The organism is Streptomyces sp. NPDC050121, from assembly GCF_044460385.1.
In the GTDB taxonomy this organism is placed as follows: domain Bacteria; phylum Actinomycetota; class Actinomycetes; order Streptomycetales; family Streptomycetaceae; genus Streptomyces; species Streptomyces soliscabiei.
Genome location: NZ_JBITJV010000012.1, coordinates 20,236 through 35,143, shown reverse-complemented (window position 1 = coordinate 35,143; position 14,908 = coordinate 20,236). Strand labels below are relative to the sequence as shown.

Genomic DNA, 14,908 nt, shown 5'->3' with positions numbered 1-14,908 from the left:
CAGGGCGGCGGCAAACTTCAGCTGCGCATCAGGTCGTCGTCGAAGACGTTGACGAAGTCGCCTGGTCCGTGACGGGCTTGTGCAACTGCTCGGGGAAGGAGTCCACCGCGAACAGCGGGGTGGTCCGGCCGCCGTCGGCGAGGCTCGGCGCGTCGACGTCGTACACGATGCGCTGCACCAGGTGCGGACGGCGCGCAAGCCTGCCGGGCAGGAGCCGTCGACGGCGGCGAAGGCCACATGGGTGCGGTGGTTGGCGCTGTCGATGTTGGCGCCGTCCCAGCAGCTCTGGAAGCGGAAGGTGCGCACCACGTCGCTGCCGGCCGGGCACAGCGGGTACTTGTCGTTCAGCTGCCGGTCCTCGAACCCGGTGCAGCTGCAGGACGCGTTGGCGTTGGCCGGGCCGTTGACGAACGCCTTGGCGTCGCCGGTGATGATGCGCAGCAGCCGGGGCATGGCGGTGAGTGGTCCTCCCGCACGGCCTACGCCTGGTCCTGGAGCTGTCGGTGGGCGGCAGCGATCTGCTCGTCGAGAAGGGCGAGTTCGCGGTCGACCTCGTGCCTGGCCGCCTCCGGGACGGACGTCAGGCCGTTTCCGACGTCCGGGCAGTCGATCGTGACGGCGCCGACTCCGGCCAGTTCCCACGAATTCATGGCACCATCTCAGGAAAACGCTCTGGCCTGGACCTTTGCTCATTGCACCGATATGTCCGCAGGCACGGACGCGATCCGCCGTCGGCGCCACTGGGCACGCTCGTGCAGCAGGCCCAGGACGATGGCGGCGGCGACCGCGATGAGGTGCTCGCGGCCGGCGAGGTTGGGCTTGGCGATCGATTCCATGACCATCGAGCCGCCGGTCAGGAAGAAGACGATGGGCGCGCGGCGGACGACCGCGAGGTACGTGAACAGCCCGACGACCGCCGCGGAGGGACCGGTGTCGAGCACATGTCCGATCTCGGGCGGCAGGCCGAGACCCCACCAGCCCGGCCCCATCGCCAGCATCACCCGCACGGTGAGCGTTCCGGCCACGGTGGACGCGTAGGCGATCAGCAGGGTCCTGCGGCGGCCGAGGGCCAGTTCGGCGAGGGCGAAGGCGAGGAACAGCTGGGTGATGCCGGCCCACACCGGCAGGTCGAGTGCCGGGACGTACAGGGAGACCGGGGTGCGCAACAGGGCCACCCACAGGGGCAGGTCGCCCTGGACCCCGCCGAGGATCCGCACCGCCGTCTCGCCGGTGGGGTGCTGGGCGATGGCGTGGAAGAAGATCACGCCCGCGCAGGCCACGAAGGCCAGCAGCAGCGCACCGGGGCCGCGCCGGCGCAGCTGTCGTAGGGGGTCGACGACGATGCCGTACCACTCGCCCCGCAGCGTCCGGGCGACGAACGCGGCGGCGGCCGCGAGCACGCGGATTCCGCCGCGCGGTCTGTCCTCGGTACGGCCGCCGCGCGGTCCGTCCTCGGCGCTGCGGTCGCGAGGCTCGCCCTCCGCGTGGCTGTCGCGGGGCCGCTCCACGTCCGGACGCAGGATGCTCAAGGTCTCCCCCCAGGCACTCGTCGCACGGGGTTTCGTACGAGTCACGCCCTGGAAGACGCAAAGACGGCCCGCGAGGCTCACTGCGTCCGCAAGCCGTTTACCTCACATTTCACCGGAGTCCGCGATGACATCCGGTCACACCGGCGTAACTCAAGTGGGTTAATGTCACTTCCGTGGAACGCACTGACCAGCGGAACATGACCCCCGCCAGGTTACGTCGCACAGCGGGCCCGACCGGCCCACGGCGTCCCTGGCCCCCGACCGTCCCGGACGACCACCGCGTGAACCGCCCGTCGCCCGTGGAAGACCGCCCCGCCGACGAACCCGTGCCGACCCTGCTCGCCGACGGCCTCCTCACCGAACGGCTCGCTCTGGACGTCCCCGAGGACAGCAGGGTCGTGGTGACGGACTACGAGATTCCGCCGGGCGGCTCGCTGCCCTGGCACTACCACGAGGGCCGGGTCGTCGCGGTGGTGACGGCGGGCGTCCTGACCCGGACCCTGGCGGACGGGTCCGAGTGTGTGACGACCGCCGGCGGGTGCATCGTCGAGCCCGTGGGGCCGCAGGGCGTGCACCGGGCGGAGAACCGGGAGCGGGAGCCCCTGCGCATCTGCGCCCTCTTCTTCCTTGCGCAGGGCGCTCCCCTTTCTACGCGCGCAGAACCGCCGGACGCCGTCGCTCGAGGGTGAGCCTGGCCGTCCTGCTCAGCGGTGTGGCCGACGGCCCGGCTCCTGGTACGGGAAGGTCTGCTCGGCACCCGGCAGTGTGGGTCTGGGCAGGGTGGCGACCTCCTCCTGCGCCTGCTGGAGCTGCTCGGCCGTGTCGTCGGGCAGCGTCGGCGCGAGCGGGATGGCGGACGCGAAGCGGAAGGCGGAGGTGAGGTCGCCGAAGGTACTGCGCCACCAGTCGCTGATGTCGGGCTGCTCGACCCCGGTGAGCTCTTCCAGGAACCGCAGGGCCGAGGTGTGGTCGAAGGGCTCCGTGGCCACCCAGCCGCCCACGGTCCAGGGCGAGACGATGATCGCGGGGACCCGGAAGTCGCCGCCGACGTCGAACAGGCCGTCGTTCTTGTCATAGTTGAGGATGAACGCGGTCGTGCGCCGGACCTTCGGGTCGGCCGCGATCGCCTCGATCCTGGAGGCGACGAAGGCCGCCCCGGCCGCCGGCAGGTAGTCCGGGTGCTCCGACCGGGGCCCCGGCGGCAGGATCACAGGACACGGTCGGCAGCCGGGCGGCCCGGGGGTCGTCCTCGAACGTGCCCTCCGGCTGCGGCCGTACGCCCCGCTCGTACAGCTCGGAGCCCGGTCGCGCGTCGACTCGGCCATGTGGTGTGTGCCCCTGTGAGCGGAGGAAGCGGTGGGAACGCCGTGACGAGGGTCGGCGCGATCCTGCTCGTGCCGCTATGGATTCCCAGCCGGGCAGGGATGTGACGGCACGTCACTCCAGCGCGTCGGAGATCGGTCGGGGCTCTCGGTTACAGTTCCCCGTCGGCATCGGGCCGGTGGCGAGAGGGGACACAGCAGTGCGCGTGGGGGCGGGGAACGTGGGGTACATGGGGCGGGGGCTGACACTGGCGGTCCTGGTGGCGGGTCTGGTGACCGGATGCGGCACCGACGGCGGGCGCCCGGACGCGGCCTCGACGGCGTCGGCGAAGGCGACCGCGAAGGTCGCGCAGCGCGGCGGATCCGTCGGGGCCAAGGGGTCCGCCTGCGAGCTTCCCGTCACCTTCGACATCGCCGAGTTCTGGAAGGCCAAGGCCGTCGACGCCGGGAAGGCGAGCAACGCCGGCGGCGACCTGGCCGACCTCGCCGACGCGCTGCTGCATCAGGGGCCGGTCACCATGGCCTGCGAGATCGACGCCAAGCCCGCAGGCAAGATCGGGTTTTTGCGGGTGTGGACCGGCGAGCCGGGCGGCGCCGACGCCCGCGCCACGCTGGAGGGCTTCGTGGCCGCCGAGAAGGAGGCGAGCGGGGCGAAGTACAGCACGTTCACCTCGGGCGACGTCACCGGCGCCGAGGTCGAGTACGTCGTCACGAGCAAGCTGCTCGATGAGCCGAGGACGGAGCACGCCCTCGCCGTCACCACGTCCGAGGGTCCCGTCGTGCTGCATCTGGGCGGGCTCGACGACGGGGAGCACACCGCGATGCTCCCGGCGTACGAACTCGCCAAGAGCACGCTGCGCACCACCGCCGCCTGACGGTCGGCAGCCGGGCGGGCAGACCTCGGCCCGCGGCCCGTCCTCGTGCGGCGCGCGGATGCGCATCCGGCCGGATGTGGCGCATTCTTGCTGTGTCGCCCCAAGCGGCGGCGCACGGACGAGGTAGGGCCGATGACTGGGAGCGCTGGGGACGAGCGGAAGCCGTCCGGACCGCCGCCCGCGCTGCTGACCGGGGCCGTGGCGGACGCGCTGCGGGCGACGGACGGCCGCGCCGGTGGCGTGTACCTGTGCTCGGCCACGTCCGGGCTGCTGCGCCTGGCGGTCCTGTCGGGGCTGCCCGGTCCGCTGTTCCGCCCCTGGTGGCGGGTGCAGGTGGACCGCCCGTTCCCGGTGGCCGACGTGTTCCGGACGGGCGTGCCGGTGGTGCTGGCGAACGCCACCGAGACGATGCGCCGCTATGCACAGTTCGCGGCGGGCCTGCCCTTCCAGTTCGGTTCGCTGTACGTGCCCGTGGTGGCGGACGGGCGCTCCTTCGGGGTGCTGACCGTGCTGCGCCCGGCCGCGGACGACGCGGCGCAGGTGCTGGCGGAGCGGGAGCAGCTGACGGCCGTGGCGGACGCCCTGGGCGCGGACCTGCTACGGCTGGGTGCGGGCGGCCGGGCCGTGACCTGGGACGACGAGCCGCTGTGCGTACGGCCGCCGGCCGCGGGACCGCCTCCGGGGCGGGTCGGGCGGTTCTCATGGGACCCGGCCACCGACGCCGTCACCCTGGACGAGCAGGCACGCGCCCTGCTCGGGCTGCCCCCGGGCGCGTTCCCGGGCACGCTGGACGCCCTGGCCAGGGCCGTCGACCCGACGGACGCCCACCGCCTCCCCGGCCTGCTGCACCGGACAGCTCTGGGCCGGCCCCCGCCGCTGCCGATCCAGGTGCGCACCACCGAGGGCGGGCTGCGGCTGCTGGAGCTGTGGGAGGCGACGAGCACGGGGGCCGAGCCGGCCGCGTCCTGCGCCGCGCCCCGCCCCATCGCCGGCGTCCTCCTCGACCCGGGGCCGGGCGCTCTGGCCGACGGCGCCGCCGACCTGCTCCCCGAGGGCGTGTTCTGTCTCGACCGGCTCGGGCTCGTCGTCTACGCCAATCCCCGGGCCGGGCACCTCCTGGGCGTGCCGCGGGAGCGACTGGTCGGGCGGCCGCTGTGGGAGACCGTGCCATGGCTGAACCAGGCGACGTCCGAGGAGCATCTGCGGGGCGCCCTGCTGACGCCGGATCCCGCGCACTTCCATGTGCGGCTGCCCGCCGCCGAGCCGCCCGCCGGCACCGAGCCGCCCTCCGTCGCGCGGCCGTACGAGGGCGACTGGCTGCATGTGTCGCTGTACCCCGGCCCGGACCTGATCACCTGCACGGCGGCCCCGGCGAGCCGGGTGCCGCACGACGCCCCCGAGCCCATGGACCCGGACGCTCCCGCGCCGGACTCCGCCGCCTCGACGGCCCCGCAGTACCGTCCCATCGTCCTGGCCATCGCGCTGACGGAGGCGGTGACCGCCCAGCAGGTGTCGGCGGTGGTCATGCAGGAGCTGCTGCCGGCGTTCGGCGGCCGTCGGCTGGCCATCTACCTCCTCCAGGAGCGGCACCTGTATCTGGCGTGGGAGTCCGGCTTCCCCGAAGGCTTCCTGGCCCCCTTCGAAGGGGTTGCCCTGGACGCCCGGCTGCCCGGCGTGGAGACGCTCACCACGGGCCGCCCGCTCTTCTTCGACTCGATGCAGCAGCTCGCGGCCGCCTATCCGGGCATCGCCCTGGATGCGGTCGAGGGCTCCCGCGCCTTCCTCCCGCTGATCGCCTCCGGCCGTCCGGTCGGCTCGTGCATCCTCGGTTTCGACGGTCCGCGCAGCTTCACCTCGGAGGAGCGCACGGTGCTGACCGCGCTCGCCGGGCTGATCGCCCACGCGATGGAGAAGGCCCAGCGCTACGACACCGAGGCGGCCCTCGCCCGTGGGCTGCAGCAGGCGCTGCTCCCGCGGCGGCTGTCGCAGCACGTCGGTGTGGAGACCGCCGGCCGCTACCTGCCGGGCACGGAGGGCATGGACGTGGGCGGCGACTGGTACGACGTCGTGGAGGCCGGCGACGGATTGGCGCTGGTCATCGGGGACGTCCAGGGGCACGGGGTGCAGGCGGCGGCCACCATGGGGCAGTTGCGCAGCGCGGTGCGGGCGTTCGCGCTCGGGGACCGGCCCCCGCAGGAGGTCATGGGCGCCACGAACCATCTCCTCATCGACCTGGATCCCGGTCAGTTCGCCAGTTGCTGCTATGTCCGGCTGGACCCGGTTACCGGGGTGGCCCGGGCGGCCCGCGCCGGGCATCTGCCGCCGCTGCTGCGCCACGCCGACGGGCGAACCGAGGTGGTGGAGCTGCCCGGCGGTGTGGTCCTCGGGGTGGATCCGCGTGCCCACTACCCGATGACGGAGCTGCGGCTGGAGCCGGGCGCGATCCTCGCCCTGTACACGGACGGACTGGTCGAGCGGGCCGGCCATGACATCGACGAGGGCATCACGGCGCTGCGCACGGTCCTCGCCGAGGCCGAGGGGCCCGTGCGCCGTTCCCTCGCGGACGTCGCCGACCGGCTCACCGCGACGGCCCGGCAGGCCGTCGACCGGCCCGACGACATCGCCCTGCTGCTGGCCACGCGGCGTGGCGACGGGGCTCACCCGAGGCGAGCGTGACCCCGACGGCCGGTGACCCTCCGTGATGCCTCTCGCCTCACGCGGCCGGGCAGTGTAGACATGGCACATGGTCCGACTCCTGGGGCGCTCGGATGCCCGGCCGGCCCGTCGTCCCCGGGGCCCGCGGGTGCGGCGTACACCCGAATCCGCGCTGGGCGGGCGCAGTCTCGCCGCGCAGGTGTTCGTCCTGCAGGTGGTCATCGTGCTGGTGCTGGTGGTGGCGGCCGTGGTGGCGCTGCTGCTCCAGGTGCGGCACGACACGACGCAGGAGGCCCGCAACCGCTCCCTCGCCGTCGCGGAGACCTTCGCCAACTCGCCGGGCATGGTGCAGGCGCTGGCCGACCCGAATCCGACGGCCGTGCTCCAGCCCCGGGCCGAGGCCGCCCGCAAGGCCGCGGAGATGGACTTCCTCGTCGTCATGAACACCGACGGCATCCGCTACACCCACCCCAAGCCGGACCGTATCGGCAAGAAGTTCGTCGGGACCATCCAGCCGGCGCTGGACGGCGGTGTCGTGGTCGAGGAGGTCAACGGGACCATTGGCCGGCTGGTGCAGGCCGTCGTGCCGGTGAAGGCGGCCGACGGGCGGGTGGTGGGGCTGGTGTCATCCGGGATCACCACCGCGCACGTCGGCGGCAACGCCGACCGCCAGCTGCCGCTGGTCCTCGCCAGCGCGGCGGTGGCCCTCGCCCTGGCCACGGCGAGCACGGCGCTGGTCAGCCGTCGGCTGCTGCGCCAGACGCACGGTCTGGGACCGCGCGAGATGACCCGCATGTACGAGCATCACGACGCGGTGCTGCACGCCGTGCGCGAGGGCGTGATCATCGTCGGTGGGGAGGGCGATCTGCTGCTCGCCAACGACGAGGCGCATCGGCTGCTCGACCTGCCCCCGGACGCCGAACGCCGCCAGGTCCTGGATCTGGGACTGGACCGGGACACGGCCGAGTTGCTCGCCTCGGGGCGGATGGTCACGGACGAGGTGCACCTGGTCGGGGACCGGTTGCTGGCGATCAACCAGCGGCCCACCGACCTGGCGGGCGGACCGGCCGGCAGCGTGGCCACGCTGCGCGACTCCACGGAGCTGCGTGCCCTGTCGGGCCGCGCGGAGGCGGCCCGTGAGCGCCTGGACATACTGTACGCGGCCGGGGTGGGCATCGGGACGAGTCTTGACGTGGCCCGGACGGCGGAGGAGCTGACGGAGCTGGCGGTGCCGAGGTTCGCGGACTTCGCGACCGTCGACCTGTTCGACGCCGTCCTGAGCGGTGAGGAGCCGGAGGCGCGGGGCGCGCTGCGGCGCACGGCGATGAGCGGGATCCGCAAGGGCGCGCCGCTGTACGCAGTGGGCGAGCGGCTCCGGTTCGTGGACTCCGCCCCGCAGGCCCGCAGTCTGAGCGGGGAGCAGGCGGTTCTGGAGGCGCGTCTCGCCCGGTCCCCTGGCTGGCGGGCCCAGGATCTGGAACGGACCGAGCAGGTCGTGGAGTTCGGCATCCACTCGCTGATCACCGTGCCCGTGCGGGCCGGGGCGCTGATCCTGGGCGTGGTCAGTTTCTGGCGGTCGGAGCGGCCCGATCCGTTCGACCCGGACGAGGTGGCGCTCGCGGAGGAGCTGGTGGCGCGGGCGGCCATCTCCATCGACAACGCGCGCCGCTTCACCCGTGAGCACGGTATGGCCGTGACGCTGCAACGGAGTCTGCTGCCACGTACCCTGCCCGAGCAGAACGCCCTGGACATCGCCTACCGGTATCTGCCGGCCCAGGCGGGCGTGGGCGGCGACTGGTTCGACGTGCTACCGCTGTCCGGGGCGCGGGTGGCGCTCGTCGTCGGTGACGTGGTGGGTCACGGGCTGCACGCGGCGGCCACCATGGGCCGGCTGCGCACCGCGGTCCACAACTTCTCCGCCCTGGACCTGGCGCCCGAGGAACTCCTGGGGCTGCTGGACGAGTTGGTGACCAGGATCGACCAGGACGAGGCGGCGGACGGTGTCAACGCGCCGGTTTCCGGGGCGACATGTCTGTACGCCATCTACGATCCGGTGGCCCGGCGCTGCACCGTCGCCCGGGCCGGGCATCCGCCGCCGGCGCTGGTCCACCCCGACGGCCGGGTGGAGTATCCCGAAGTGCCCGCCGGGCTGCCGCTGGGGCTGGGCGGCCTGCCGTTCGAGACGGTCGAGCTGGAGCTGGCGGAGGGCAGTTCGCTCGTGCTGTACACCGACGGGCTGGTGGAGGACCGGTCGCGGGACATCGACACGGGTCTGGAGATGCTGCACAGCGCCTTGGAGCGAGGTGCCGACGGCTCGCCGGAGCAGACCTGCCAGGCCGTCCTGGACGCGATGCTGCCCGCCCGTCCGAACGACGACATCGCGCTGATCGTGGCGCGCACCCGGGCGCTCGGCGAGGACCGGGTCGCCGAGTGGGACGTACCGGTGGATCCGGCGGCGGTGGGCGAGGTGCGGGCGGCGGTGGTCCGGCAGCTGGCGCGCTGGGACCTGGATGATCTGTCGTTCACGACGGAACTGATCCTGAGCGAGCTGGTCACCAACGCGATCCGCTACGGCAGCGCGCCCGTGCGCGTGCGTCTGCTGCGGGACCGCACGCTGATCTGCGAGGTCTCGGACGGCAGCAGCACGTCACCGCACCTGCGGTACGCGGCCATGACGGACGAGGGCGGGCGCGGGCTGTTCCTCGTGGCCCAGCTCACCGATCGCTGGGGAACCCGCTACACACCCAACGGCAAGATCATCTGGGCTGAACAGCCGCTGCCGTGACGGGCGTTGATTCCCGAGTTACTCATAAATGATGTTTATGAGTCCATAGACCGGACCCGCGTACCGGGTAAGGCTTGCCTCAGCTTAGGCTTCCCCCGAGTCGATCTGTCGCCACTCGAAGGGAAACTGATCATGCCCCGCCCCCTGCGGGTAGCCATTGTCGGAGCCGGCCCCGCCGGGATCTACGCCGCCGACGCGCTGCTCAAGTCCGATGTGGCCGCCGACCCGGGTGTCTCCATCGACCTCTTCGAGCGCATGCCGGCCCCGTTCGGCCTGATCCGTTACGGCGTCGCCCCGGACCACCCGCGCATCAAGGGCATCATCACGGCCCTGCACCAGGTCCTCGACAAGCCGCAGATCCGCCTCTTCGGCAACGTCGACTACCCGGGCGACATCAGCCTGGACGACCTGCGCGCCTTCTACGACGCGGTGATCTTCTCGACCGGCGCGATGGCCGACCGCGAGATGTCGATCCCCGGCATCGAGCTGGCGGGCTCCTACGGCGCCGCGGACTTCGTCTCCTGGTACGACGGCCACCCGGACGTCCCGCGCACCTGGCCGCTGGAGGCCGAGAAGGTCGCGGTCCTGGGCGTCGGCAACGTCGCGCTGGACGTGGCCCGCATCCTGGCCAAGACGGCCGACGAGCTGCTGCCCACGGAGATCCCGGCGAACGTCTACGAGGGTCTGAAGGCCAACAAGGCGCTGGAGATCCATGTCTTCGGCCGCCGTGGCCCGGCGCAGGCGAAGTTCTCCCCGATGGAGCTGCGCGAGCTGGACCACTCCCCCAACATCGAGGTCATCGTCGACCCCGAGGACATCGACTACGACGACGGCTCGATCGCGACCCGGCGTGGCAACAAGCAGGCCGACATGGTCGCCAAGACGCTGGAGAACTGGGCGATCCGCGACGTCGGCGAGCGCCCGCACAAGCTGTTCCTGCACTTCTTCGAGTCCCCGTCCGAGATCCTCGGCGAGGACGGCCGGGTCGTCGGCCTGCGCACCGAGCGCACCGCCCTCGACGGCACGGGCAATGTCAAGGGCACCGGCGAGTTCAAGGACTGGGACGTCACGGCGATCTACCGCGCCGTCGGCTACCTCTCCGAGAAGCTGCCGAAGCTCCCCTGGGACCTCGACTCGGGCACGGTCCCGGACGAGGGCGGCCGCGTCATCGAGGAGTCCGGCGCGCACCTGCAGTCCACGTACGTCACCGGCTGGATCCGGCGCGGTCCGATCGGTCTGATCGGGCACACCAAGGGCGACGCCAACGAGACGGTGTCCAACCTGCTGGACGACCACGCGAACGGCCGTCTGCACACGCCCGTCTCCCCCGAGCCGGAAGCCGTGGAGGCGTTCCTCGCCGAGCGCGAGGTCCGCTTCACCACCTGGGAGGGCTGGTACAGGCTGGACGCCGCCGAGAGGGCGCTGGGCGAGCCGCAGGGCCGCGACCGCGTGAAGATCGTCGAGCGCGAGGACATGCTGCGGGAGAGCGGCGCGTAGTCCGAGGAGCAGGGTCCGAGGAGCAGGGTCCGGGGGCCGCTTCAGGCCCCCGGCAGGCTTCCCGGCGTGCCGGCAGGGCCCCGGCCCGAACCCCGACTCACCGGCGATCGAGGGCGGTTGCCGGTATTCGCTGGGCCACGTGATCGACACCTGTTAGCGTCCCGGGGTGTTCTCCCTCCACGAACCGCCCTTCTTCACCCGGCTGCGCGAGGCGCGCCGGGTGCTCGTCGCGGGCGCGGGCGGCGGCTTCGACGTGTACGCGGGCCTGCCGCTGGCGCTCGCCCTGCGGTCGGCGGGCAAGGAAGTCCACCTGGCCAATCTCTCCTTCGCCGACCTGTACGGCCTGCCCACCGAGGTGTGGCAGGAGCCGGACGTGGCGGCGGTCCGCCCCGGCACCCCGGCCCGCGGCGACTACTTCCCCGAGCACACCCTGGCCACCTGGCTGGACCGACACGACCTGCCCGCAACGGTGTACGCCTTCCCGCGGACCGGTGTGAAACCCCTGCGGGACGCCTACCGCGCCCTCCTGGACCACCTGGGCGGGATCGACGCCATCGTCCTGGTCGACGGCGGCACGGACATCCTGATGCGCGGCGACGAGCACGGCCTCGGCACTCCCGAGGAGGACATGGCGAGCCTGGCGGCCGTACGCGCCCTCGACGAGGTCCCGCACCGGCTGGTGGCCTGCCTCGGCTTCGGCGTGGACGCCTACCACGGCGTCAACCACGCGCTGGTCCTGGAGAACCTGGCCGCGCTGGACCGCGACGGCACCTGGCTCGGCGCGTTCTCCCTGCCCCGCGACAGCACGGAGGGCGCCCTCTACCTCGACGCGGTCGCCCACGCCCAGGCGGCCACCCCCGGCCATCCGAGCATCGTGCACGGCTCGGTCGCGGCCGCCGTGCGCGGTGACTTCGGCGACGTGCGTTTCACCGAACGGACCCGCGACAGCGAGCTGTTCGTGAACCCGCTCATGGCGCTGTACTTCTGTGTCGACGCCGTGGGCCTGGCCCGCCGCAACCTCTATCTGGACCGGCTGGAGGACACCGTGCTCATGCGTCAGATCAGCACCCGCATCGAGGAGTTCCGGGAGGGCCTTCCGGTTCTGCGGCAGCCCCGGGCGTTCCCCCACTGACACAGTCCGTCAGCGGGCCGAGAGGTCCCGTCCGGCGGTGACGGCCAGCGCCGCGGTCACGAGCAGTGCGGCCGCGCCCTGGGAGACGAACGCCGCCAGTGTCACGGCGGGGAGGACGTCGAGCCACGGGTACAGGGTGGCCAGGCGCAGCGCGAGAACCAGCAGACCGAGGACGGCCAGGGCCAGCGTGGCCTCCCCGTTCGCGGCAGGGTGGCGGGTACGCCACACGAGCCGGCCCAGGGCCGCGACGAGGAAGCAGGTCGTCGGCGCCCACACCGGGTCGGCGGCCATCGGCACCAGCACGGTCGAGGCGCCCATCACCACACAGCACGCCAGGTAGGCCAGGCCCGGTGGCATCGCGGGCAGCACGGCCGCGGGCGCGTCGCGGTGATGGGCGGCGCACAGGGCCAGGGCCGACAGCCAGGCGAAGACCACGGAGACGGAGGCGTACGGCGTGTCCGGCAGGAAGGCGTCCGTCACCAGCGGCGCGAGGAACGGCCACAGGCTGGGCAGTGCGGCGAGGAGCGCGGCGACCTGCGCGAGGCGGCGGCGGTCGTGCAGCAGCGCGAAGTAGGCGACGGTCCACAGCAGGGGCAGCAGCCAGATCGCCACGGCGGCGACCCCTCGGACGGCTCCCCCGCCGGTGAACCCGGTGAGGAACATGTGCCAGGGCGCGGACCCGCCGGTGGTCGCCCAGGTCAGCTCCAGCACCCGGTCGACGACGGCGGCGGTCGCCTGCAGCAGCACCGCGAAGAGCGCGAAGAGACGAACGGACGAGCCGAGCAGGACGTAGCGGCGGGGCGCCCCTGCGGTGCCCAGCCGGGTGCGCACGGCGAGGGCGGCGATGCTCGCCACCTCGCCGAGCGTGGGCCGGCTCTGGTCCTGCGTGTCACGGTCGATGTCCCAGAGGTAGACCTCGACCATCTCCTCCTCGCGCTCCCTGCGGTAGTACGCGGGCAGCAGACGCAGGACGGTGCGGTAGCGCGCTTCGAGCAGGGTCGTGGTGCCAGTCGCAGTCGTCATGCCAGACCTCCGGCGAGTCCGTGCCCGGTGGCGGGCGGAGTGACGGTTCCGGGAGCGCCGCGGCCCTCGGCGATACGGCGCCGGGCCGCACTGGCGCCGGCCGCCATGCGCTCCGCCTCCGCGTCGAGGGCCCGCACCCCGTCCTCGGTGACGCGGTAGTAGCGCCTGAGCCGGCCCTGCTGCACCTCCTCGCGGTCCAGGGCGATGAGGCCGTCGGCGGTGAGCCGGTCGAGCACGCCGTACAGCGTGCCGACTCTCAACCGGACCTCTCCGTCCGAGAGTTCCTCTATCTCGCGCAGGATGCCGTAACCGTGCCGGGGCTGATCGGCGAGGGCCGTCAGCACGAAGAAGGCAGCCTGGGTCATGCTCCTCGATCCCATGGACTGAATATATCGGCTTCCGATATATCCTGCACAGCGAAACACCGAGCCGGAGCGGTCCGGACCGTCACCAGCTCCGCAGGACACCGCCTCCGGTGGGGCGTTCAATGGTGCCCATGAGCGTTCGGCGCAGGACGTCACGCTGCCGGGGGAAGGCCGGGGCGGCGCTCGTCCTGGCTCCGCTTCTGCTCGCCCCGTGCGTCCTCGGCGCTGCTCCCCCTCCTCAGCCTCCTCCGCAGCTGACGCAGTCCGAGGTGGACTCGGCGGTCGGCCGGCTCGACGGCATCGTGCGGGACGGGATGGCCCGCACGGGCGTGCCCGGGGTCGCGGTCGCCGTCGTCCACAAGGACCGGGTCGTCTATCTGAAGGGCTTCGGCGTCCGCCACGAGGGCCGGTCCGGGCGGATCGACCCCGACACGGTGTTCGAGCTGGCCTCGCTGTCGAAGCCGCTGACGTCGACCGTGATCGCGGGAGCGGTGGGCGACAAGACCGTCGGCTGGGACGACCGCGTGGCCGGACGTCTGCCCGGTTTCGCCCTCAGGGATCCCTGGGTGACACAGCACGTCACGGTGGCCGATCTGCTCTCGCACCGCAGCGGCCTGCCCGACCACGCGGGCGACCTGCTGGAGGACCTCGGCTACGACCGCACGTACATCCTCGGGCGCCTCCGGTACGAGCCGCTGGCCCCGTTCCGCGCCACGTACGCCTACACCAACTACGGCCCGACGGCGGCCGGACAGGCGGTCGCCGACGCCGTGGGCACCAGTTGGGAGAAGCTCGCCGAGGACATCCTCTACAAGCCCGCCGGGATGGCCTCCACCAGCTACCGCTTCGCCGACTACGAGGCCTCACGGGACCGGGCAGACCTGCATGTGAAGACCGCCGACGGCACCTGGAAGGCCCAGTACGTGCGCGACGCCGACGCCCAGGCACCGGCCGGCGGCGCCAGCTCCTCCGCCCGTGACATGTCCCGTTGGCTGCGTCTGCAACTGGCGGAGGGCAAGCTCGACGGCAAGCAGATCATCCCGGCCGAGCAGCTCGACCACACGCACGTCCCCGCGATCGTCTCGCAACCCCCGCCCGCCGCCGCCGGCCGCGCCGGCTTCTACGGCCTCGGCTGGAACGTCGGTTACGACACCCTCGGCCGTCTGCGGCTGAGCCACTCGGGCGCCTTCGACCTCGGCGCGAACACCAACGTCACCATGCTGCCCGGCGAGGACCTGGGCATCGTGGTCCTCACCAACGGCGCGCCCACCGGCCTCCCCGACGCCATCGCACAGACCTTCTTCGACACCGCCGAGCACGGGAAGGCCACCGCCGACTGGCTCGACCTGATCGGAAAGATCTACGCGCAGGAGGCGGCGGCGGGCCGTTCCCCCACCGACTACTCCAGGCCGCCGGCCGACGCCGCCGCGGCCCGCCCCCTCGCCGCCTGCACCGGCACTTACGCCAACGGCTACTACGGTCCGCTGACCGTCACCGCGTCCGGCGGCGAGCTGACCATGCGGCTGGGCCCGAAGCCGACCACGTTCCGGCTCACCCACTACGACGGCGACACCTACAGCTTCCGGACCGTCGGCGAGAACGCCGTGGGGCTGTCCGGCGTCACCTTCCAGGGCGACCGGAACGGCAAGGCGACGCGGGTGACCGTGGAGGCGTTCGACGAGAACGGCCTCGGCGTCTTCACCCGCCGATGACCGGACCGGCGGA

The 14,908-nt window shown here is 72.6% G+C and carries 11 protein-coding genes and 2 pseudogenes; 7 read left to right on the top strand and 6 right to left on the bottom strand.

Features of this window, described 5'->3' with window-relative positions; genetic code table 11:
* Positions 1–17: 17 nt before the first annotated feature.
* The 3 genes and pseudogenes from ACIBTS_RS19745 to ACIBTS_RS19735 all read right to left on the bottom strand — a co-directional run.
* A pseudogene (locus ACIBTS_RS19745) lies at positions 18–462 on the bottom strand (DUF1996 domain-containing protein); the annotation flags it as partial.
* Positions 463–479: 17 nt separating this feature from the next.
* A complete protein-coding gene (locus tag ACIBTS_RS19740) occupies positions 480–650 on the bottom strand; it encodes a hypothetical protein (protein WP_399321106.1) in 171 nt (56 codons plus the stop codon).
* A 39-nt stretch (positions 651–689) separates the two neighbouring features.
* The gene (locus tag ACIBTS_RS19735) at positions 690–1,406 is read right to left on the bottom strand and encodes a hypothetical protein (RefSeq protein WP_399321086.1); all 717 of its coding nucleotides are present in this window, start codon (positions 1,404–1,406) and stop codon (positions 690–692) included.
* A 404-nt stretch (positions 1,407–1,810) separates the two neighbouring features.
* On the opposite strand from ACIBTS_RS19735, the gene ACIBTS_RS19730 reads away from it, so the two are divergent.
* On the top strand, positions 1,811–2,218 hold the full coding sequence (locus tag ACIBTS_RS19730) for a cupin domain-containing protein (RefSeq protein ID WP_399320852.1): 408 nt from the start codon (positions 1,811–1,813) through the stop codon (positions 2,216–2,218).
* Between the two features lie 15 nt (positions 2,219–2,233).
* On the opposite strand, the pseudogene ACIBTS_RS19725 reads toward ACIBTS_RS19730, so the two are convergent.
* Positions 2,234–2,843 (bottom strand): annotated as a pseudogene (locus tag ACIBTS_RS19725) (alkaline phosphatase family protein); the annotation flags it as partial.
* Between the two features lie 238 nt (positions 2,844–3,081).
* Here ACIBTS_RS19725 and ACIBTS_RS19720 point away from each other — a divergent pair.
* The 5 genes from ACIBTS_RS19720 (at position 3,082) to ACIBTS_RS19700 (ending at position 11,795) form a co-directional block, all read left to right on the top strand.
* Complete coding sequence (locus tag ACIBTS_RS19720; RefSeq protein WP_399320850.1) at positions 3,082–3,726, top strand: lipoprotein; 645 nt, start codon at positions 3,082–3,084, stop codon at positions 3,724–3,726.
* Between the two features lie 132 nt (positions 3,727–3,858).
* On the top strand, positions 3,859–6,402 hold the full coding sequence (locus ACIBTS_RS19715) for a SpoIIE family protein phosphatase (protein ID WP_399320848.1): 2,544 nt from the start codon (positions 3,859–3,861) through the stop codon (positions 6,400–6,402).
* Between the two features lie 67 nt (positions 6,403–6,469).
* On the top strand, positions 6,470–9,166 hold the full coding sequence (locus tag ACIBTS_RS19710; protein ID WP_399320847.1) for a SpoIIE family protein phosphatase: 2,697 nt from the start codon (positions 6,470–6,472) through the stop codon (positions 9,164–9,166).
* A 132-nt stretch (positions 9,167–9,298) separates the two neighbouring features.
* Entirely contained in the window at positions 9,299–10,663 is a 1,365-nt protein-coding gene (locus tag ACIBTS_RS19705) for an FAD-dependent oxidoreductase (protein ID WP_319675899.1), read from the top strand.
* Positions 10,664–10,829: 166 nt separating this feature from the next.
* On the top strand, positions 10,830–11,795 hold the full coding sequence (locus ACIBTS_RS19700) for a DUF1152 domain-containing protein (protein WP_399320845.1): 966 nt from the start codon (positions 10,830–10,832) through the stop codon (positions 11,793–11,795).
* A 9-nt stretch (positions 11,796–11,804) separates the two neighbouring features.
* Here the strand turns inward: ACIBTS_RS19700 and ACIBTS_RS19695 are convergent, their stop codons facing one another.
* Both ACIBTS_RS19695 and ACIBTS_RS19690 read right to left on the bottom strand, forming a co-directional pair.
* Positions 11,805–12,818 carry a hypothetical protein gene (locus ACIBTS_RS19695; RefSeq protein WP_399320844.1) on the bottom strand — a complete coding sequence of 338 codons (1,014 nt, stop codon included), beginning with the start codon at positions 12,816–12,818 and terminating at the stop codon, positions 11,805–11,807.
* Positions 12,815–13,183: a PadR family transcriptional regulator gene (locus ACIBTS_RS19690; protein ID WP_399321084.1), complete on the bottom strand. Its 369-nt coding sequence runs from the start codon at positions 13,181–13,183 to the stop codon at positions 12,815–12,817. Before ACIBTS_RS19690 ends, ACIBTS_RS19695 begins: the two co-directional genes overlap by 4 nt.
* A 122-nt stretch (positions 13,184–13,305) precedes the next feature.
* Here ACIBTS_RS19690 and ACIBTS_RS19685 point away from each other — a divergent pair, with 122 nt between their 5' ends.
* Positions 13,306–14,895 (top strand): serine hydrolase, encoded by a 1,590-nt coding sequence (locus tag ACIBTS_RS19685; protein WP_399321082.1) that lies wholly within the window; start codon positions 13,306–13,308, stop codon positions 14,893–14,895.
* The last annotated feature ends 13 nt before the right edge of the window (positions 14,896–14,908 follow it).